The 20,000-nt window shown below is 64.3% G+C and carries 11 protein-coding genes; 1 reads left to right on the top strand and 10 read right to left on the bottom strand.

Translation table 11 applies throughout. The features are described 5' to 3' along the window. Nucleotides 1–89: 89 nt before the first annotated feature. Entirely contained in the window at nt 90–1,256 is a 1,167-nt protein-coding gene (locus AC3A3Q_RS07530; protein ID WP_487585665.1) for an ATP-binding protein, read from the bottom strand. Between the two features lie 393 nt (nt 1,257–1,649). Here AC3A3Q_RS07530 and AC3A3Q_RS07525 point away from each other — a divergent pair, with 393 nt between their 5' ends. Further along, on the top strand, nt 1,650–2,171 hold the full coding sequence (locus AC3A3Q_RS07525; protein ID WP_200604457.1) for a hemerythrin domain-containing protein: 522 nt from the start codon (nt 1,650–1,652) through the stop codon (nt 2,169–2,171). Between the two features lie 385 nt (nt 2,172–2,556). Here AC3A3Q_RS07525 and AC3A3Q_RS07520 read toward each other — a convergent pair whose 3' ends face one another. The 9 genes from AC3A3Q_RS07520 to AC3A3Q_RS07480 all read right to left on the bottom strand — a co-directional run bounded on the left by AC3A3Q_RS07520 (nt 2,557) and on the right by AC3A3Q_RS07480 (nt 19,886). Next, nucleotides 2,557–3,819: a cation:proton antiporter gene (locus tag AC3A3Q_RS07520; protein ID WP_487585664.1), complete on the bottom strand. Its 1,263-nt coding sequence runs from the start codon at nt 3,817–3,819 to the stop codon at nt 2,557–2,559. 140 nt (nt 3,820–3,959) lie between these two features. Next, nucleotides 3,960–4,298 (bottom strand): response regulator, encoded by a 339-nt coding sequence (locus AC3A3Q_RS07515; protein ID WP_487585663.1) that lies wholly within the window; start codon nt 4,296–4,298, stop codon nt 3,960–3,962. Between the two features lie 391 nt (nt 4,299–4,689). Continuing rightward, nucleotides 4,690–5,298: an SCO family protein gene (locus AC3A3Q_RS07510; RefSeq protein ID WP_487585662.1), complete on the bottom strand. Its 609-nt coding sequence runs from the start codon at nt 5,296–5,298 to the stop codon at nt 4,690–4,692. Next, a complete protein-coding gene (locus AC3A3Q_RS07505) occupies nt 5,295–6,071 on the bottom strand; it encodes a formylglycine-generating enzyme family protein (RefSeq protein WP_487585661.1) in 777 nt (258 codons plus the stop codon). Before AC3A3Q_RS07505 ends, AC3A3Q_RS07510 begins: the two co-directional genes overlap by 4 nt. A gap of 4 nt (nt 6,072–6,075) precedes the next feature. Next, nucleotides 6,076–7,593, bottom strand: a complete 1,518-nt coding sequence (gene nirK / locus AC3A3Q_RS07500) for a copper-containing nitrite reductase (RefSeq protein ID WP_487585660.1) — start codon at nt 7,591–7,593, stop codon at nt 6,076–6,078. A 19-nt stretch (nt 7,594–7,612) separates the two neighbouring features. Next, the gene (locus AC3A3Q_RS07495; RefSeq protein ID WP_487585659.1) at nt 7,613–7,768 is read right to left on the bottom strand and encodes a hypothetical protein; all 156 of its coding nucleotides are present in this window, start codon (nt 7,766–7,768) and stop codon (nt 7,613–7,615) included. Between the two features lie 210 nt (nt 7,769–7,978). Continuing rightward, on the bottom strand, nt 7,979–8,380 hold the full coding sequence (locus tag AC3A3Q_RS07490; protein ID WP_487585658.1) for a SirB2 family protein: 402 nt from the start codon (nt 8,378–8,380) through the stop codon (nt 7,979–7,981). 99 nt (nt 8,381–8,479) lie between these two features. Continuing rightward, entirely contained in the window at nt 8,480–10,813 is a 2,334-nt protein-coding gene (locus AC3A3Q_RS07485) for a nitric-oxide reductase large subunit (protein WP_487585657.1), read from the bottom strand. A 379-nt stretch (nt 10,814–11,192) separates the two neighbouring features. After that, nucleotides 11,193–19,886, bottom strand: coding sequence for a glycoside hydrolase family 94 protein (locus tag AC3A3Q_RS07480; protein WP_487585656.1), 8,694 nt, complete (start codon nt 19,884–19,886; stop codon nt 11,193–11,195). Nucleotides 19,887–20,000 lie beyond the last annotated feature (114 nt).

Here is a 20,000-nt window from a genome sequence, read left to right as displayed (position 1 = left end):
GAGGCGCGAACGGAAGCGTCTGGTCGAAAGCGGTCGTTGGTCATCCACCGGTCGACCGCATTCCCCACCGAATCCCGAAAACTGCCCGTTTACGCCGAATGCGGTACTGGAGCGGCAGGTGTTGTCGACACCGAATGCCGCGGAAGGTCAATCGTAAAAACGCAACCCGAACCTGGGACGTTTCGCACACTGAGAACGCCCCCATTGGCCTCGATGCTCCGCCGGGAGATCGACAGGCCCAGTCCCAAACCGCTTCGGTCTTCAGCCCCTTGAGTGAAAGCCTCAAACATCTTCTCCGCGTCGCCTGGTGGCAGACCTCCGCATTGGTCCTCGACGTCGATCAAGACGCGATCAGCCATCGCATATGCATTGAGGCTGACTTCGCTATGGGGATGCGAAAACTTGAAGGCGTTCTGCAGGAGATTTCCGGCCGCTGCCAGGATCAGGTCCCGATCCACATCGAGCGCCAACAACGGATCGACGTTGGAAACAATCAACTTGCAGCCTCTTACGTCTGCTTCAAGCGATGCAGATAGCTTCAGTTCGGCGAGGAAGTCGCCAACGGAGAAGAGTCGATTCTGCAATGGCATGCCCGCTGTCATTCGGACCTCTGCCAATGAACGATCGATCAGATTGCTCAAGCCAACCAGGGCCCGGTCGAGCACGACACCCCTGGCGCCACCTAAGCCAACACTGCCGCCCTTTATGACGGAAAGTGCCAGGGTGGCTGTACACAGCTGATTGCGCAGTTCGTGGGCAAAGAATCCAAGTCTCTCGTTGAGCGCGAGAGCCTGCTTGTCGGCGACGATAAAGTCGCGCTGATAGCCGAACTCGGTAACGGCGTTCGCGATGGCGTTGTCCAGGCAACGGTTGAGTGTCCTGAACTCATCAATGCTGATTGCCGCATCCTGTTCGAATGCCAGGTCGGTGATTGCCTGGCATAGGTCGCCGTAGTCGTGGACTACTTCTTCGATAGTGAACCCTTGTTGCATCAACTCCTTGCCGTGCTGTGCTGCCGATTCGCCGATCTCCGACAGCGCTGGCTTTCCACCGCCGGAGCGACCAGAAACTTTCCGACTCCGCATCGGATCCGAGGTCATCTCTAACGCGAGTGTCCTTATGACCTGATCGAGGAACACAGTGATCCCGTGTTCTAACTCTTTCCCGGCGGTACCGGCCGGCGCCCGTTCGGCTACCTTCACCCTGCAGCGAGCTATCAACTGGTCTCGATTCGCGGTGAGGAACTGGTGCATCATCCCGACATTGTGCTCTGCCGGCTCACTGCTTCAGGGCATTTATCAGGTCAGTGCGAATCGCGATCGGATCGATCTGCACTCCTAAGACTGTCAGGCACGACTCGCAACAGAACGCGATGGTCTTCCATTGCTTACCCATGGGGACGCTGGCTTGGATGATGCTGATCTTGGCCGTGAGTACCGGCTGTTCACACTTCGGACACTTGCCGTGCATTGTACTCTCCTCGAGGGCCTCTGGACCATGATACGCCCGAGTTGTCTCGTGCCTCGCGGAAAGCGAATGATGCTGGAACTTGCGGGCGCTGCGGCGCGTTGATTCAGCTCCTCACGGGTCTGTCATGGCGGCACGCCTAGGTTGAAAGGCGTGATTCTCACGCATAGGTTTGACACGACATGACACGCGACATTCTTAAGACCCTCAAGACCGAGCATGACGAGCTGCGCGGGCTTTTCGCGGAACTGAAAGAGACCACTGACCGTGGCGTCAAGAAGCGGGAAGGCCTGCTGGAGAAGATTGAAGAGGCCCTCATTCCGCACGCGAAGTGGGAGGAAAAGGTCTTCTATCCGGCGTTCAAGGAGCGCGCAGACCGTGAAGGTCTGCAGACGCTGGCCGAGGCGATCTCGGAGCATCACGCTGTTGAGAACTCGGTGATTCCGGAGGTGCATGCCGCCGATCCGAGTACTCCGGAGTTCGCTGGACGGACCAAGGTCTTTGGTGAGTTCGTCGATCACCATGCCAAGGAAGAGGAGAAGACGATGTTCAAGATGGCGCGGGAGATGTTCTCCGCGAACGAACTCGCCCAGTTCGATGAGCAGTACGAAGACTGGAAGCAGTCCGACGCTGCCAGTGCTCTCATTGCAATGGAAAAGACCAAAGCAGGTGTCAAGGGCGCGGTTAAGGCAATGGCCCAGTGAGGTCGATACGAGCGGGTTCCGATGGCAGTAGTAGGACATGACCGAGCAGTTGATTCGCGTCCGTACTCGGCGCTGATCCGCGCTATCGGCGAGCAGGCTCGAGAGCTGTATCCGGGCTCAACCTGGAAAGTTGCCTCAAGGGAACTCGAGCAACTTTGGCGGTCGTATGTCAGCGCGACCGGGATCGGGTGGGAAGCTGTCGAGCCCAGGATTCATGAAGCTTGGGAGGATTCAGACCTCCGGGTAGACCCCTCCCAAGCGCGAAGGGATCTCGACCACGGGAGGTAAGGTCACCCGTCTGGTCGTTCTAGACGGAGCTGACCACTACCTTGAGTCAGTAGCGATTACGTTGGTCAGCCAAGCCAGTTCCATCTCGCTCGTAGCTTCAATTGCTCCTTGCCTGTGGCGGTCGGCGTGCGCGGCGGTTCCGTAAGCGGTCGAGCATGTCCATGACCCATCCTGCGCTGACTCCATGTAGCAGGATCGACAGCAGCACTACCAACGCCACCACTGACCACAGGGCTTGCGTGTCCTCGAATTGCGCATGGTTAAAGGCGAATGCCAGGTAATACAACGAGCCAATCCCGCGTACACCGAAGATGGCAATGGCCCAGCGCTCGCGGCGCGTCAACGTGGTGCCCAGCAAGGCGAGCCAACCAGCCAGGGGGCGAACACCCAGAACGAAGATTGCTGCAAAGGTGATTTCTCGCCAGCCTAATCCCCGCAGTATTCCTCCCGCAACCGCCCCGCCCAGCAGTAGCAGCAGCAATGCAGTCAGCAGCTTCTCGCACTGTTGCGCGAAGAGATCCAAGGTGGCGTGGTACTCGTGGTCGTGCTCGAGCTGACGCACCACCAGCGCGCCGACGAAGACCGCCAGAAAACCATAGGTATGGCACAACTCGGCCACGCCATAGACGATCAAAGTGATGGCAAGCGCGGTCAGGCCGTCGCTGCTCGTGGACAAGTTCGGAGCGCGTTCGCTGCGGAAGATCAGGTGCATTAGACCGTAACCCACCGCCGCGCCGATGCCGATGCCACCGAGCACCCGCCATAGCACGTCCAGCGCCAGCCACCGGCCCCAGTCCATCGGTTCGCCTGCTGCATCCAGAGCCAGGGCCACCGCGAGCCACACGAACGGGAAGGCCAGACCGTCATTGAACCCAGCTTCGGACGTGAGCGCAAAGCGCACCGGATCCTCGCCTCCCTCCCCGGGGGGGTGCACCTGCACATCGGCGGCCAACACCGGATCAGTGGGGGCCAGAACTGCAGCCAGGAGTAGAGCGCTTGCCACCCCGTAGCCGAGCCAAGCCTGTCCCAACCACCAGCCCGCTAGGATTGTCGCCGGCATCGTGATGGCCAACAGTCGCCAAGTCAGAGTCCAACGCCGCCAGCCGAAGCGTGTGTCGATGCGAAGTCCCGCTCCGATCAGCGCCACAAGTACCGCTAGCTCGGTGAGATGCTCAGCGAGTCTTGGGAAGCGAAACGGATCGGGTGGCGGCAGCGGCAAGGGCAACGCATAGAGGCCCAGTCCTGCGAGTACGTAGATGATCGGCAAGGTAAGCGGGCGACGACGGATCAGGTGCGGCAACCATGCCGCCCCCAGGAGGGCGCCTCCTACTACAGCTAAAGCCAATTTGTAGCCATCCATTCGATACGGACTAGGTAGGAACACTGTTCCGTTGTAGCGGACGTAGTGACAGCAGAGCGTCAAGGCTTGCAACCCGGTGTGGCTGCCGCTGCGGTTTGCTGCCACGTGGACTGCGGTCCTGGCGGCTGGCGCGCCCGCTGTTACGGCCTTAGTTCCTTCAGGACAAGAATTAGACGATCTAAGTCGTAAGGCTTCTGCAGATAGGGTTCATTTGCGAAAGCCTCTGGCAAGAGATTCTGGTCACGAGCGCTGGTGAAGAAGTACCGAAGCCCTATGTCCACCAAATGATGGGCGAAACCAAAAGACAGCTCTTTGCCGATCTCGATGTCGAGCATTGCCACGTCGAAGGATACGGTGCTGACCGCCTCGGAAGCGCTGGCTATCGTCGAGGCATGAAAAGTGTCGTGGCCCTCGGAATCCAAAGCCAGCACTACGCATGCAGCCATCAGTGCACTGTCTTCTAGGAGGAGAATGCGCACAGGGCTCCCAAAGCATTACGCTGGGGATGGCCCGCCGCACTGCCCGCTTGGGTAATACTGGCGCGGCAGTCCTGGCTCATAAGAATCTGCACGGCTTAGCCTCATCTCGCAGAGAGCTGCACGGAGGCCCGGATGGCAAGACTGGGATGACACCAGTCCGATGCACGAACATCGTTACGCACTAGAAGGTAGCGGCAAGTGACGACCCAGTCATTGCGGCGTTGCGCGTTACGTGGAGTTAAGCCCCCAGCTGTCGTAGGAGTCATGGCGCGCTTGTCTCAGGATGATCGAAAACTTGGCCCGCCTTGGACCCGGGACACAGTAGCCACGACATCTCAGGCTAGGCGTCATCCTGCGTCGCGAACAGCAGATCGGCGTCTTACCGAGTCAATCAACGCCCTTGACGGCTCACGGAGCCCGGACTCGCGTGTGACACCTTGCGTACCTCCTGCAGGAACTCGGGATCCGCCTTGCTGCCCACCTGTTCCGTACGTGCGACCACACGACCGTCCGCATCCAGCAGAATCAATGCGCTGGTGTGGTTGAACTCGCCGTCCTCAAGCTTGCGAAAACGTACCCCAAGGACATTCGCGACATCGCGCACCTGGGAGGGTGCCGGACTCGCGAGCGTCCATTGGCGGGTGTCCAGTCCCCGCTTCTTGACCACCGCCGTCAGCGCGTCTGGCGTATCGCGGGCAGGATCCATGCTGACGAGAAGAATGCCTATGTTCGCGCGCTCGCCAGGAGTCAACGTGCGCTCTACGGCCTTGCCACTGTCGACAATCAGCGGGCAGATGTACTGGCAAGACGTGTAGAACATCGCCACGATCTGCGGCCGGCCGCGACGCGCGCTCCAGGCCCAGGTCTTCCCGGACTGGTCCGTCAGCCGCACCGGTAGCTGGTAGACAGAGTCTTTGGGTAGGGCAGTGGTCGCGGGACCGGCGATCGCGGTCATGGTTGCCGCGAGCAGCGCGGACAACACCAGGGGAACATGCTTCATGGCTGGCTCCTCGCGCATCGGAATCCCAGGTTGGCGGTGGTGTCGCGCCCGCCCAGCGACGAGAGCATCGCCACGCGCATCATCACCGCATAGTTCTCGCGATCGTCCACCGAGAGCGCGCCAGCCCCACAGAACTGCGTCTTGTCCGGATCGCCCTGGTCACGGTTGTCGGCCGATACCAGCAGCGAGGAATAGTCCTCGGTCCATTCCCAGACCAGGCCATGCAGATCCTGGACTCCGTAGGCATTGGGCATCTGCAGTCCGGCCCGCTGCAGTGGCTGGTTGGATGGCTTGGAGTACCACGTCAGGATGCGCTCGCGCCATGCCGGATCCTGCCGCGCATCGCGACGCGTCTCGTCTGCCGCCGCCGCGTACTCCCACTCCGACCACGTCGGCAGGCGAGCGTCGAGCGATTCGCAGTAGGCACTCGCGGCAAACCAGCTGACCTGCGTGACCGGCTGCTGCGGCAAGGCGCGAGGACCCAGCGACATCGCCGATTCCCAATGCGACAGGTAACGCGGTTCGGCCAGTACGCTGGCGACCTGGTCGCGCCGCCACTGCGGGTTGGCTGTCACGAATGCCAGGAACTCGGCATTCGTGACAGGCCTGCGCATCAAGGCGAACGGTGCAAGGCGCACCCCCTGCTTTGCATCCTCGTACTTCAACACCGACTTGAACACGCCACCGGGCAGGCCGGCGTAGATCGCCGCGCTGCCGGCCAGCGCGGCCAGCGGTACGGCGATCAGCAGCGCGATGGGAAGTAGTCGGCGCATCGCATCAATGGCCTTCCGAAGCGTTGGCTGGCTTCGCCTGGCGAACCTGGGCCGCTTCCGCGCTTGTCACGCGGCCGCCCGGGTTGCCCCAACTGTTGAGCACGTAGGTCGAAATGTTGGCGACCTCGTCGTCGGTCAGCTGGCTCATCGGTGGCATGTTGGAGTTGTAGTCCTGGCCGTTGACCTTCACCGGTCCAACCAGGCCATGCAGGATCACGCTCGGCACGCGCTTGGGATCGGCGGCGATGTAGTCCGACTTGGCCAGCGGTGGGAAGACGCCTGGCATGCCCTGTCCTTCGGGCTGGTGGCAGGTCGAGCAGGTGCCGGCGAACAGGGCCTTGCCGGCCTCGATCTGCTGCTCCACCGACAGATCCCCGGTCTTGGCCGACGCGGCTGCGGTGGCCACGGCCTGCATGTTCGACGCTGCACGGTCGCCGAGGTAGACGTAGTCGACCTCCTTGCCGGAGTAGATCGCCTTGTTCTCCTGGCCATCGGCCTTGAGGATGGCCAGAGCGCCCTTGTTGAACGCGCGGAAGATCGAATGATCGACCAGCACGTAGCTGCCCGGCACTTCAAGATGGAAGTCCATCATCGCCGCGCCGCCTGCAGGGATCAGCGTGGTCTGCACGTTCTCCTGGAACCGGGTGCCACCCTCGAACCAGACCTTGTCGAAGATCTCGCCGATGACGTGGAAGCTCGACACGAGGTTGGGACCGCCATTGCCGACATACAGGCGCACCGTCTCGCCGACATTGGCCTTCAGGGCCTTGTCGCCGGTGAGCGCGCCTTCGTTGCCGTTGAACAGAACGTAGGTGGGCTGCTCGATGATGGCCTTTTCCATGTCGAAAGGCTGATGGCCCTTCTCGCGGTACTTGCCAGTCGTGTAGAAGTCGCCCTGCATCACGTAGTACTCGCGGTTGACCTCCGGCATGCCCTCGGGCGGCTCGACAAGGATCAACCCGTACATGCCGTTGGCAACGTGCATGCCCACCGGCGCGGTGGCGCAGTGGTAGACGTACAAGCCTGCGTTGAGTGCCTTGAAGGTGAATCGGGACGAATGGCCGGGTGCGGTGAAGCTGGAAGCCGCGCCGCCGCCGGGGCCGGTTACCCCGTGCAGGTCGATGTTGTGCGGCATCTTCGACTCCGGCAGGTTCCGCAAATGGAACTCGACCGTATCCCCCTGGCGGACGCGGATGAAGCTGCCGGGAACCGTGCCGCCGAAGGTCCAGAAGGTGTAGGTGACGCCTTCGGAGATCGGCATCTCCTTCTCGATCACGTCGAGTTTGACGATGACCTTGGCCGGAGCGGTGCGTCCCGTCGGCGGCGGCACGTTCGGCGGAGCAGTCAGCACTGCATCCACGGGCTTGCCTTGCGGCGGACCGAAATCACCCTTGCGCGAGCCGCCGCTGTCAGCGGCCTCCTCGGTCTTGCCAGCTTCAACCGGCTTGTCCCGACAGCCGCCGAGTGCCAGTGCAGAAAACGCGATTGCAACAACCAACGAGTGTGAATGCACTGCCTTCATTTCCGACTCCTTTGATCGTTCAGAAGGGCGTGGACATCGTCGGCGGCGGTGACTGCGGGGTGGCTTCATAGGCCACCTGTCCGTACCTACCGTAGGCGATCGATACGGCGGCTGCCATCGCGACGAGGATCAGGGTGAACGAGAGAGTGGTGTGACGAACGCTGACGGATTTCATGCTACGGCTCCAGACGGTATCCACATGTGAGTGCGGGGCCAGTCTGTTCCCGTCGCGGACGCTGGATACTGATCCTGGTCAAACCCGCACGAGTGGCTGGGGCCAATCGCGCGGCCAGTTGACATAGATCAAGGGCATGCCGGGCCGAGGGTCTTGCCGTAACGCATTTTTGACGCTGCAGGACCGCGTCATGGCGGGGAATCGTCCTGCTCATGGCAGCCACGCCTGCAACGAACCCAGGGGGTGATGCGCGCGAGCGATGGAGTAGATCGCGCCGAAGACCAGCAGCGCCAGCGCATAGCTCATCACCCGCTGCCTTGAGCTGCGCCCGCGTCGCATCGTCAGCACACCAAGCACCACGTAGACCACCACCAGCGCGACCTTCGTCAGCAGCCAGCCGTTATCGAACATTGCCCATGGAAGGATGGTCAGCAACATCAGGGCCGCTGTCAGTAGCGCGGTGTCGACGGCATAGCCAAGCCAGCGCACCGGCAAGGCACGCGGCCAGTCAGCGCCGGCCAGAATGCACGCGCCACGAGTCGCGAATACCGCGCCGCTGAGCAGGGCGACAACAATATGGAAATGCTTGATCTGAGGGTAGAACTCGACCATCGCTGCCTCAGCGGGGTTTTCCAGCGGCGCTGAGCGCCACGTGGGAGCAACCAGACTTCGGGAGCGGCATGCGGTCATCGCCGCCTGCCGCCAAGGCCATCAACCGCGGTCGGCGGGCTCGCCCTCTCCGGACAGTGCCGTGTCGGGCTTCGGCGCGATCCAAAGACGCAGCACGAACCACGCCAATGCCACGGCGCCGACGCTGAAGATCGTGTCGCCGGGGACGCGCATCCACACCAGCATCGAAACAATCGGTTTCTGCATGAACTCCGCAGAGCGCGCATAGGCGTAGCCGTGCTCGATTGCGGCGAGAAGTTGCATGGTGCCCAGTGGCAACAGCGTCAGCAGGGCCATCAGAGCCAGTCCGATGTTCAGGCACCAGAACGCGGTCCTGAGCGCACCGGTGTTCCAGCGCATCTGGCCGCGCAGCCCGCGCAGGCAGAAGAGCACCAGGGCGATTCCAAGCATGCCGTACACGCCGAACAGGGCGGTGTGGCCGTGCAGAGGCGTCAGGTTGAGTCCCTGCATGTAATACAGCGAGAGCGGCGGATTGATCAGGAAGCCGAACAGGCCCGCACCCACCAGGTTCCAGAAGGACACCGAAATGAAGAACAGCACTGGCCAGCGATAGCGCACCATCCACGGCGTGGACTGTCCCAGCTTGTAGGTGTGGTACGCCTCGAATCCAAGGTAGGCCAATGGCACCACTTCCAACGCGCTGAAACTGGCACCCAGTGCCACCACCGCGGTTGGTGTCCCGACGAAGTAAAGGTGATGCAGCGTGCCGAGCACACCGCCGGCCATGAACACGATCGTGGCGAACAGCACCGCCACCGTCGCGGTAGAAGTTCTGATGAGCCCCAGACGGGTAAATATCAGGGCCATCACTGCCGTCGCGAAGACTTCGAAGAAGCCTTCGACCCAAAGGTGCACCAGCCACCAGCGCCAATACTCCACTTCGGAGATGTGAGTGTGTTCGCCCCACATCAATGCCGAGGCGAAGAACAGGCCGATGGCAGCCGTCGACATGAACAACAGGCCGATGATGTGGCGCGACTCGTTGGCCTTGTCGCGAAGCACCGGCCACAACGCCCTTCCGACCAGGCCGACCCACAACAACAGTCCGACGAACAGATACCACTGCCAGAAGCGGCCCATATCGGCGTATTCCCAGCCCTGGTGGCCAAACCAGAAGTTGCGTTCCAGCCCCAGCTTCTGCATCACTGCCAGCCACTGGCCAGTGAAGGATCCAACGACGATGACCAGCAGCGACACGAACAGGAAGTTCACGCCGAAACGCTGGTACTTCGGTTCGTGTCCGGACAAGGCCGGCGCGATGTAGAGCCCCGTGCCGAGCCATGCCACCGCAATCCACAGCACGGCCAACTGCGTGTGCCAGGTCCGCGACAGCGAGTACGGCAAGACTTCGGACAGTGCAAAGCCGTAGGCGTCCTGACCTTCCACCTGATAGTGCGCGGTGATGGCGCCAAGCAGGATCTGCACCAGGAACAATGCCAGCACGACCCAGAAGTACTTGGCCACCGCTCGCATCGACGGCGTGACGCGCAACGTGGCAAAGGGGTCGGTGGCGGGAACGGTATGCGCGGGCTCGTCCTTGTCATGGGAGACCGCGTGGTGCCAACCGAGCAGCCCGATGCCCAGGATCAGGAACAGCACGCTGAAAGCCGACCACACCCACAGCGGTGCTGGTGGTGTATTGCCTACGAGAGGCTCGCTGGGCCAGTTGTTGGTGTAGGTGACCTGCTTGGACGCCACGCCGCGCTGATCCGGAACCATTGCGTCGCCGGCTTCATTGGGGCGCTCAGTCGTCGCCGCCCATGCGGTCCACCAGAAGAACGCGGTGAGGGCACGCCGGTGCGCTGCATCGGGCACCGTGTCCTGCTTCATCGCATACGCCTTGCGCAGATCCAGCGTCGCCGGATCGGAGCCGAAAAGGCTTTCGTAGTGGGCGGCCACGTTCGAGATCGCGGCGATCCGGTCCTGCGTCAGCGTGACCGTCTTCGTAGCCGGATCGTAGGTGTTCTTCCGCATCTGCGCCTGCAAGCGCCCTTGCAATGCGGCCTGCTCTTCCGCAGGCAGTTGCGCATAGGTGGCCATGCCGCCATCGGCACGCGCCCACAGGTCCAGCATCGTGGTGGCCTCACGGTGTAACCAGTCCGCGCTCCAGTCGGGCGCTACATAGCCTCCGTGGCCCCAGATTGACCCCAGTTGCATGCCGCCGATGGACTGCCACACCTGGCGACCCTTCTCAATGTCAGCTCGCGTGTAGACGACCTGGCCGCCGTCGGCAACAACCTTCTCCGGGACGGGAGGCGCGGCTCGGAATATCTCGCTGCCTGCCCACAGCAGCACCGAGAACGACGCGACAAGCAGGACCGCCAGGCCCAGCCACAGCTTTCGAGCACTGCTCATGCAAGCCTCCCGCAGAGGACGCCGTGGACTCACGTGCAGACTCTGCTCGCTGCGCCGGCCCAATTGGCCAAGCTGATCCGCCCGGCAGCATACGACGCCAGCGTTAGGATTCCGTGGACGCCTCTGCCCAGCCGCGGATATGGGCCCGTCACGGCTGAGGACGTTCACCAGCAGAGCGGCGCTCCGTACCGATAACAGTGGTGGCTTAGCTGCTTGCCGGCCCGTGCCACCGCCGGGCCTTGCGGCTATTCGCGCATCGAGCGTGCGCCGCAGTTCTACGGCACGCCGAGCGGCATCTCGGATCGTTGCAGCGCGGCTTGAATCCGCGGGAACGGAGAGCGCGATGCCGCCGCCGACTCTCTTACGGAGGCGCGCGTGCTCATGTCGCGGTCCGCGGCCAGTACGCTTCAACCCGGTGCACGACGCCGTCGTCGACCAGCGGAAACTGGAAGCCCGCCTGGTCGGTGCCATCGAGCTTCAGTACTGCGGGGCCAACGTCGCCCTGCGTCACCTCGATCAGATAGAGGCTGGTGCCATGGCGATACTGCAGCTGGTACTCCGGCCAGTCGGCAGGCAGGCATGGGCGCAAGGTCATCAGGTTGCCGGTGCGTTGCAGGCCCAGCAGTGATTCGGTCAACAGCCGGTACATCCATCCTGCCGAACCGGTGTACCAGGTCCATCCGCCGCGACCGACATGCGGCGGGACTGCGTAGACGTCGGCGGCCAGCACATAGGGTTCAACCTTGTAGCGGGCCGCTTCTTCGGCGTCGCGTGCGTGGTGGATCGGGTTGATCATGCGCGCCAGTTCCCACGCCCGTGCCGCGTCGCCCTGGTGGGCGAACGCCATCGCTGCCCACACCGCGGCGTGCGTGTACTGCCCGCCGTTCTCGCGTACACCCGGCACGTATCCGCGGATATAGCCCGGATCCTTCGCGGTCTTGTCGAACGGTGGGTCCAGCAACTGGATCAGTCCGGCGTCACGCCGCACCAGGTGCCGGTCCAGCGAGTCCAAGGCCTGGCTTGCGCGTGCAGGATCGGCCGCGCCGGACAATACCGACCAGCTTTGCGAGATCGAGTCGATCCTGCATTCGTCGCTTTCGGTCGAGCCCAGCGGCGTGCCGTCGTCGAACCACGCGCGGCGATACCACTGGCCGTCCCAGGCGTGGGTCTCCAGGTTCGCGCGCAACTGCTGCGCCTGCTCGCGGCACCAGTTCGCGAAGGACTCATCGCCCCGCCTGCTGGCGACGTCCGTGAAGCGCTGCAGCCCATCGAAGAGGAAGAACCCCAGCCACACGCTTTCGCCGCGCCCGGCCTCGCCGACACGGTTCATGCCGTCGTTCCAGTCGCCGGTTCCGATCAGCGGCAGTCCGCGCTCGCCCAACAGGCTGCAGCCGCGCCGCAGTGCCAGTACGCAATGCTCGTAGAACGACTGCTGCAGGTACGACGCCACCGGCATGTCGTAATAGGATTCCTCGTCGGGATTCACCGGGCGTCCATCGATGAAGCGCACGCTCTCGTCCAGCACGCTGGCATCGCCGGTGACTTCCAGATAGCGGCAAGCGGCCAGTGGCAGCCACAGGTAGTCGTCCGAGCAGCGCGTGCGCACGCCGCGCCCCTGCGGTGGATGCCACCAGTGCAGCACGTCGCCCTGCGGGAACTGGTGCGCCGCGCACAGCAGGAGGTGTTCGCGCGTCAACGCAGGGTTGGCGTGCACGGTCGCCATGGTGTCCTGCAGCTGGTCGCGGAAACCGAATGCGCCGCCGGACTGGTAATAGCCGCTGCGTGCGACGTAGCGGCAGGCCAATGTCTGGTACAGCAGCCAGCCGTTGGCCAGCGCGTCGACGCTGGCGTCGGGCGTCTTCACCTGGACGGTCGACAGCACGCGGCGCCAGTGGATGCGCAGGGCGTCGAGCGCGTCGTGTGCGCGCTGCACGCCTCGCACCCGTTCGGCGACCTGCAACGCTTCGCCGTAATCCTTGCCGATGCCCAGTCGGAACACGGTCTCGCGTTCCTCGCCTTCGGCCAATGCCAGCGGTACCTGGATGGCGGCGCACGGATCCAGGCCCACGCCCAACCGTCCCGAAAGCCGCTCGCGCCGCAGCGCCGCCGGGTCCTGGAGGCTGCCGTTGCGGCCGAGGAACTCGGTGCGGTCGGCGGTATAGCTGCAGCCACTTGCGTCGGTGTCGAAGAACGCGACGCGGCCGCTGAACTCGGTGTTGTACGGGTTGCGTGCGGTCAGCACGCCGCTGCCGGCATGCAGTTCGCTGACCACGTGCATCTGCGACTTGGACCTTAGATCGCCCAGCACCCATTCCACGTAGCCCACTGCCGACAGCCGGCGCGCGCGGCCGGACAGGTTTCGAAGCTTCAGCACGGAGAACTTGACCGCCTCTTCGATGTCCACGTACACCCACAGCTCGCTGGCGATGCCGTCCTCGATGTGCTCGTAGACGCTGTAGCCGAATCCGTGTCGCGTGCGGTAGGCGCCGCGTCCACGCCGCGGCAACGGCATCGGCGACCAGACATCGCCGGTTTCCTCATCGCGCAGGTAGAACGCTTCGCCGCCACTGTCGGCCACCGGATCGTTGTGCCATGGCGTCAGGCGGAACTCGTGCGCGTTCTCGAACCAGGTGTAGCCGGGTGTGCTCTCGCTCACGACGGTGCCCAGCTTCTCGTTGGCCATCACGTTCGACCACGGCGCTGGCGTGGGCGCGCCTTCGCGGGAGACGATCACGTACTCGCGGCCGTCGACGGAGAAGGCGCCGGTGCCGTTGTCGAAGATGAGCTCGCTGGCGACCGCATCGAAGGGCCAGGCGTCGTCCACCTCGCGCGCGGTTGCCGGTGGCGGCAGCCCGGTCGACGGCTCCAGTGCCGGCAGTTCGGGCTGCGCTTCCGACGGGCCATCCGGGAGCAGGGCGGGGATGGTCCGCTCGGGCGGCACGTGGCGGCCGATCTGCGCGGCAAGCGATCCCCTCTGGTCGCTGATGATCACCCGCGCCACCGACTGCAGCAGGATGCGATCCTCCTGCGAGATCTGCTGCGCTGGGCGCACGAAGATGCCGCCAGGGCGATCGAGCACATTGGCTTCCGGATCGGCCGAGACCATTCCCAGGATCAGATCCTGCAACTGCTGCCGATAGCCCGCCTGGCTCTCGTTCCAGATCACCAGGTCCGCGCGCAGGCCTTTCAATCGCCAGTAGGCATGCGCCTGCACCATCTGCCTGACCAGCTCGATGTTGTCGGAATCGGCGATCTGCAGCAGGACGATCGGCAGGTCACCGGAGATGGCATGGCCCCACAGGCCGGACTGTCCGCGCTGGTTCTGCAGCAGCACGTCGGGGTCGGCGCGAAGCAACGGGTGGGCGTAGACGATCAGTCCGGCAAGACGCTCGTACAGCTGCGCATCGGCCTGGGACGCGTTGATCTGGCGCCTCACCACCTGGCTGTGCGTCCAGGCCAGGTCGAACACGCGATCGGCCAGGCGGCGGTCGCGGTACTTGTCGACCAGTTGCTCGCAGGCTTCACGGTCGACACCGACGCCGTAAACCATGTCGATCATCGCGGTCTGTTCCGGCGCCAGTTCGATCCGGCAACGAATGGCCACGATCGGATCGAGCACCGACCCGTCGGTGTCGGAAAGCGCTTCGTCGATGGCGAGCGCGCGTGGAGTCCGTGGGTTGTTGCCACGACCCAGGAAGCGCGCACGGTCGGTTTCGTAGGAGATCGCGCTGATGTCGGCATCGTGCACGGCGACCAGGTGGAACATCCAGGGCGGTACTTCGTCGTGGGCTCGCGCCCGGCGCGTGCACAACAGCGCCTGCTTAGGCCGGACGATCTGCGATTGCACGAACAGGTTGCTGAAGGCCGGATGCAGTTCGTCGGCAATGGCCGGCGCCAGCACGACTTCGGCATAGGTGGTGATCTCGATCGTGCGCGTGCGCCTGCTGCGGTTGGTCAGGCGCAGGCGGCGCAGTTCGATGTCGTCCTCGGCCGAGATGGCGATTTCCAGGTGGCTTTCGTAACCGCGCTTGCGCCCGCGGAACTCGGCTTTGGCGTCGGAGAAGATGGCCTCGTACTGTTCCACCGCAACGCCGGTCGGCTGCATGGCGGTGGACCAGAACTCGCCGCTTTCGACGTCGCGCAGATAGCAGAAATTACCCCAGTGGTCGCGGGTGCCGTCTTCGCGCCAGCGGGTGACCGCCATGTCGCGCTGACGGCTGTAGCCGCCGCCGGCGCTGGTGAGAAGGCCGTGATAGCGGCCGTTGGAAAGCAGTTGCACCGCCGGCCGCGCCGTACCGGCATTGCGGAAGACGCGCAGCTGGGTTTCCGTCTCGCCGGCGGCGGAGCGCGCGCCGCCCACCGTCTCGGCCTCGTGCGGGTGGAACACGCCGGTATGTGGAATGCGCTCCTGCAGCAGCAACAACGTCGCCTGGAACTCGGCGTCGGCGACGAAGCGCTGCTGCATCGGCTGGTCGCGCAACAGGTAATCCAGCGACAGCAGGCCCATGCCCTGGTGATGGGCCATGAACGACCGGACGACTACATACTCCTGGCCATGCGGTACGCGCGACGGTGTGAAATCGATCGCCTCGTACAGGCCGAAATGGCCGCCGAATCCCTGGGCCGTCAACCGTTGCAGGTTCTGGCATGCGGCTTCGGGCGCGACCATCAGCGCCATCATGCTGGCGTAGGGCGCGATCACCAGGTCCTGGCCCAGGCCGCGCTTGAGTCCAAGGCCGGGCACGCCGAACGCCCGGTACTGGTAGTTCATGCGTGCATCGACGGTGTTGTAGCCGGACTCCGACACGCCCCACGGCACTCCACGCTGCTCGCCGTGCGTGATCTGCGCGTCGACGGCATGACGGGAGGTCTGGTCGATCAGGGTGTCGCGATAGCTCGGCATCACCAGCTGCGGCATCAGGTACTCGAACATCGAGCCGCTCCACGACAGCAGCGTGGCATCGCCATTGACCTCGGTCAGCAGCCGTCCCAGGGCGAACCAGGTTTCCTGCGGCAGCTGTCCCTGGGCGATCGCCACGAAGCTGCACAGCCGCGCCTCCGACGCCAGAAGGTCGTAGTAGCCGGCATCGAGCCGGTGCTCGTCGAGGTTGTAGCCGATGGACAGCAGGTGTCGCGAGCGGTCGTAGAGGAACTCGTACTCCACCAGCGAAAACTGGCCGGCGACATGCGCCAGTCGTTCCAGCTGATGGATCCGCTCACGCGCACGTGCCTGCGTCGGCGCGCCTGGGAGCCGGGCCTGCAACTGTCGCAGCGTGGGTATGGCTTCTGCAATGGCGGTGCCGCCGGAGTTCTCCTGCGTTTCCAGTTCAGGGAAGAACCATCGCAGTTCCGCGTGCGCGGACAGACAGGCATCAGCCAGAAGCTTTGGCCAGTCCGGTGCATGGACGTCCTCTCCCGGGGCTGGCCACGCGCCCGCGATCTGGGCCGATTGAATCACCAACTGGGCAAGCAGCCGGTCGGCGCCATCGACGGTGGGAGCTTGCGCGCGCGCCAGATCCAGCGTCGTGCGGAAATTGCCCAACGCCGAGGTCAGCGCTTCCACGCGGTCCGCCGCATCGAGCGTTTCCTCCAGCACGCCCAAGGTGTCGGCCATCCCCTCGAACGTGCAGGGCGCCAGCACGGGGGCATCCACCAGCGCCAGCAGTCCCTGCCGCAAGGTCAGCAGATGTCCTGCCAGGTTGCCGCTGTCGACCGTGGAGATGTAGCGCGGTGGCAGTGGCTGCAATGTTTCGGTGTCGTACCAGTTGTAGAAATGCCCGCGGTGGCGCGGCAGCGTTTCCAGCGTGGCGAACACCAGGCGCGTCCGTTCCAGCACGCCACCGGGTTGCAGGTACCCCAGGTCGTAGGCGGACAGGTTGGCCAGCAGCGACAAACCGATGTTGGTCGGTGATGTGCGCCGCGCGACGACGAGGGCAGGGTGTTCCTGCACATTGTCCGGGGGCAGCCAGTGATCCTCGGCGCGGACGTAGGTTTCGAAGAATCCCCACGTGCGGCGCGCCAGCCGGCCCAGGAAGGCGCGCTGCGAGGTGGACAGTTCGGTGTCGCGCTGCGCGGGCGGGTGGCCGAGCCAGGCCATGACGACGGGCGACAGCAGCCACAATCCCAGGATGGGCGCTGCCACCCACAGCGACATCGGCTGGACGCCGGCGAGCAGGCCCGCCGCAGCGATGGCGAACAGCGGGGCGATGGCCATGCCCCGCAACTCGGCACCCATGCCGCTGCCGAGGCTGCGCTCGACCTCGCTGGACGGGTTCCACTGCAGCAGATTCCTGCGGCTGACCAGCAGCCGCCACAGCGTCCGCGCGATCGCGCCCAGGTTCAGGAAGGCTTCGTGGGGCAGGCAGGTCAGGCTGACAACGGCGCGTTGCAACTGGCGCAGCGTGGACTTGCCGATCCTCAGCAGGTGCGCTTCCAGCGGCATGTCCACCGGAACGACGAAGGCGTCGCGCAGCGCCGGCACCAGCACCGGCAGCAGCCACAGGCACAGCAACCACGCCGTCCATTCCAGCGGATGCAACGAGTAGAGCCAACCTGTCAGCAGCAGCGCCGTGGTCGCCACCGGCACCAGGCTGCGGCGCAGGTTGTCGAGCAGCTTGCCGCGCGACAGCCATGACAGCGGGTTGCGTTCGTAACCACCTCGCGCACGCGGCACCCACGGCAGCAACCACGGCAGCAGCTGCCAGTCGCCGCGGATCCAGCGGTAGCGCCGCTTCACGTCGGCGGCATAGCGCGACGGATAGTCCTCGTACAGGCGCACATCGCTGACCAGGCCGGCGCGTGAGTAGCAACCTTCCAGCAGGTCATGGCTGAGGATTCGGTTGTCGGGGAAGCGATCGGCCAGCGCGGCTTCGAATGCATCCACGTCGTAGATGCCCTTGCCGACGAACGAGCCCTCGCCGAACAGATCCTGGTAGACGTCAGAAACCGTGCGCGTATAGGGGTCGATGCCCGGTTCGCTGCCGAACATCCGCGCATAGCGCGTGCTGCGACGTCCGCTCAGGCTGGTGCCGACGCTGGGCTGGAGGATGCCGTAGCCATGGACGACGCGGCGCTTGCGTGGATCGAAGCGGGCGCGGTTCAGCGGGTGCGACAGCGTGCCGACGAACTCGCGGGCTGCGTCGCGCGGCAAACGGGTATCGGTGTCCAGGGTGATGACATAGCGGACATTGCCCAGGATCTCAGTGGCGCCGCTGACCAGCAGGAATTCCTCGTGGTCCGAACCGCGCAGCAGCCGGTTCAGTGCCGCAAGCTTGCCGCGCTTTCGCTCGTAGCCCATCCAGCGGCCTTCGCGCGGATTCCATTGGCGCGGGCGGTGGAACAGGAAAAAGCGGTCGCCGCTTTCCGGCGCGTAGCGGTGATTGAGCAGTTCGATCTGCCGTTCTGCCCTGGCCAGCAGCTCCGCATCAGCAGGCAGCGTTTGTTGGTCCGCATCCAGGAAGTCGGTCAGCAGGGCGAAGTGGAGATGGCTGTCGCGGTTGGCCAGGAAGCGGACTTCCAGCCCTTCCACCAGGGTGTCCACGCCGTCGGCACTGCCCAGCATGCTGGGCACCACCACGAGCGTGCGCGATTCGGCCGGGATGCCCTTGGAGAAATCCATGCGCGGCAGCAGTCGCGGCGGCACCAGCACGGTTGCGGCCCAGTTGACGAGGGCGATGCCCATCTCGCTGAAGGCCACCACGCCCAGCAAGCCCAGCAACCATGCCGGCACGCCGTGGCGGGCGATGCCGTCGGCTTGCGCCAGCAAGCCCCAGGTGAACAATCCGGTGATGGTGGCGATCGGCAGAAGGTAGACCAGCAGCGGCGTACGACGTGGCGGCAGGCGCACCGGCCGTCGCGCTTTTGCCGACTCGCTCACCGCGTCCCGCGTCTGCGCCACGCCATCGTCGATCAGGTAATAGCCGACGTGGGCCTTGCTGTCGTTGATCGTTGCCGTGGCAGCTTCTCCCTGCGCCAACTGCAACACGATATCGGCAACGTCCTGCTCGGCGACTCCGCTGAGCCGGGCAACCTTTTCCACCACGTGGCGGTAGCTGTCGCGCGTGCTGAAGTCCATCCGCCCGTAGGTCCCGGCCGGGTCCTCGCGCAGGGTGCGATCGACCACGCTCATGTTCTCGACGAATTCCCGCCAGTCCATGTTGGCCAGGAACCGCAGGCTGCCAATGCTGTTGCTGATCGACACCTGGTCGGCGGCCTGTTGCTGGCTTTCCAGGTGCACCAGTTCCTCGATGCTGTGGCCACTGTCGACGGCCCACTGGTCCAGCCAGGTCATGGGCATGGAGAACACCGACCCGCGACCCTGCAGTCCGCGCGTCAACTCCGAGATGAATGCGCCCGACAGCGGTGGCTCCGAGCGCGCCATGTCGGCCACGACAAGCACCACGTTCTTGGGGTTCTCGGCGGCGGTCGTGTTGAGAAGGGCGGCCCACTCGCTGGCCAGCCGGTTGTCCAGCCCGTCGCGCATCACGCGCACCGCCATGCGCCTGAGGTTGTCGATCAGCGCCAGCCTCAGCATGATCGGAATCGCCCACAGCTCGCCCAGCTTCAGCGGCGTGATTGACTGGTAGGCGGCCACGAAACGACTGATGGTTTCGGCGTCGATGCGGCCATCGCCGTGCGCGATGGCTTCCAGCGAAAGGTCGTACACGCGCGGCAGACCGGCCGAGAAGCCGTTGCTCAACGACGGCAGTTCGCGACTGTATCCCTTCGGCAGATGCCGCCGCGCCGTGTGGACCTGCTCCTCCACCAGATAGAAGTTGTCGAGCAGCCACTCGCCGGCAGGGGTGATGCGCATGTTGTCCTGCACCATCCTCGTGAGCATGGCGCAGGCGTCATCCAGCAGGCCCTCGTTCTCCTCCAGGCGACCCAGCAGGCGTTCCGGGCCGGGACGGGAATGCACGCGGTGGGCGGAGGCCAGAGCCCTGCCGTGCAGTTCCATCTGTTCGACGTTGAACAGTTGCGAACGCAGCGGCTCTTCGGCTTGCAGGGTCCGCTTGTTCGCGGCGCGGCGCCAGCGCCATAAACGGCGGCGCAGGCGAAGCCAGCGACTGAACATCCTCCAGATCTGTGGCATCGGGAAACCTGTGAGGCCAGCTTGCGGCCGTGGCGTTCATACTTGCATCCGTGTCTGCACTCGCACGTGAAAGCCCGGCTGGCGGCGTCTGCAGGC

Source organism: Lysobacter sp. Soil_C_59, assembly GCF_057656415.1.
The sequence above is the reverse complement of the archived record's forward strand: the minus strand, read 5'-3'. Positions and strand labels throughout refer to the sequence as shown.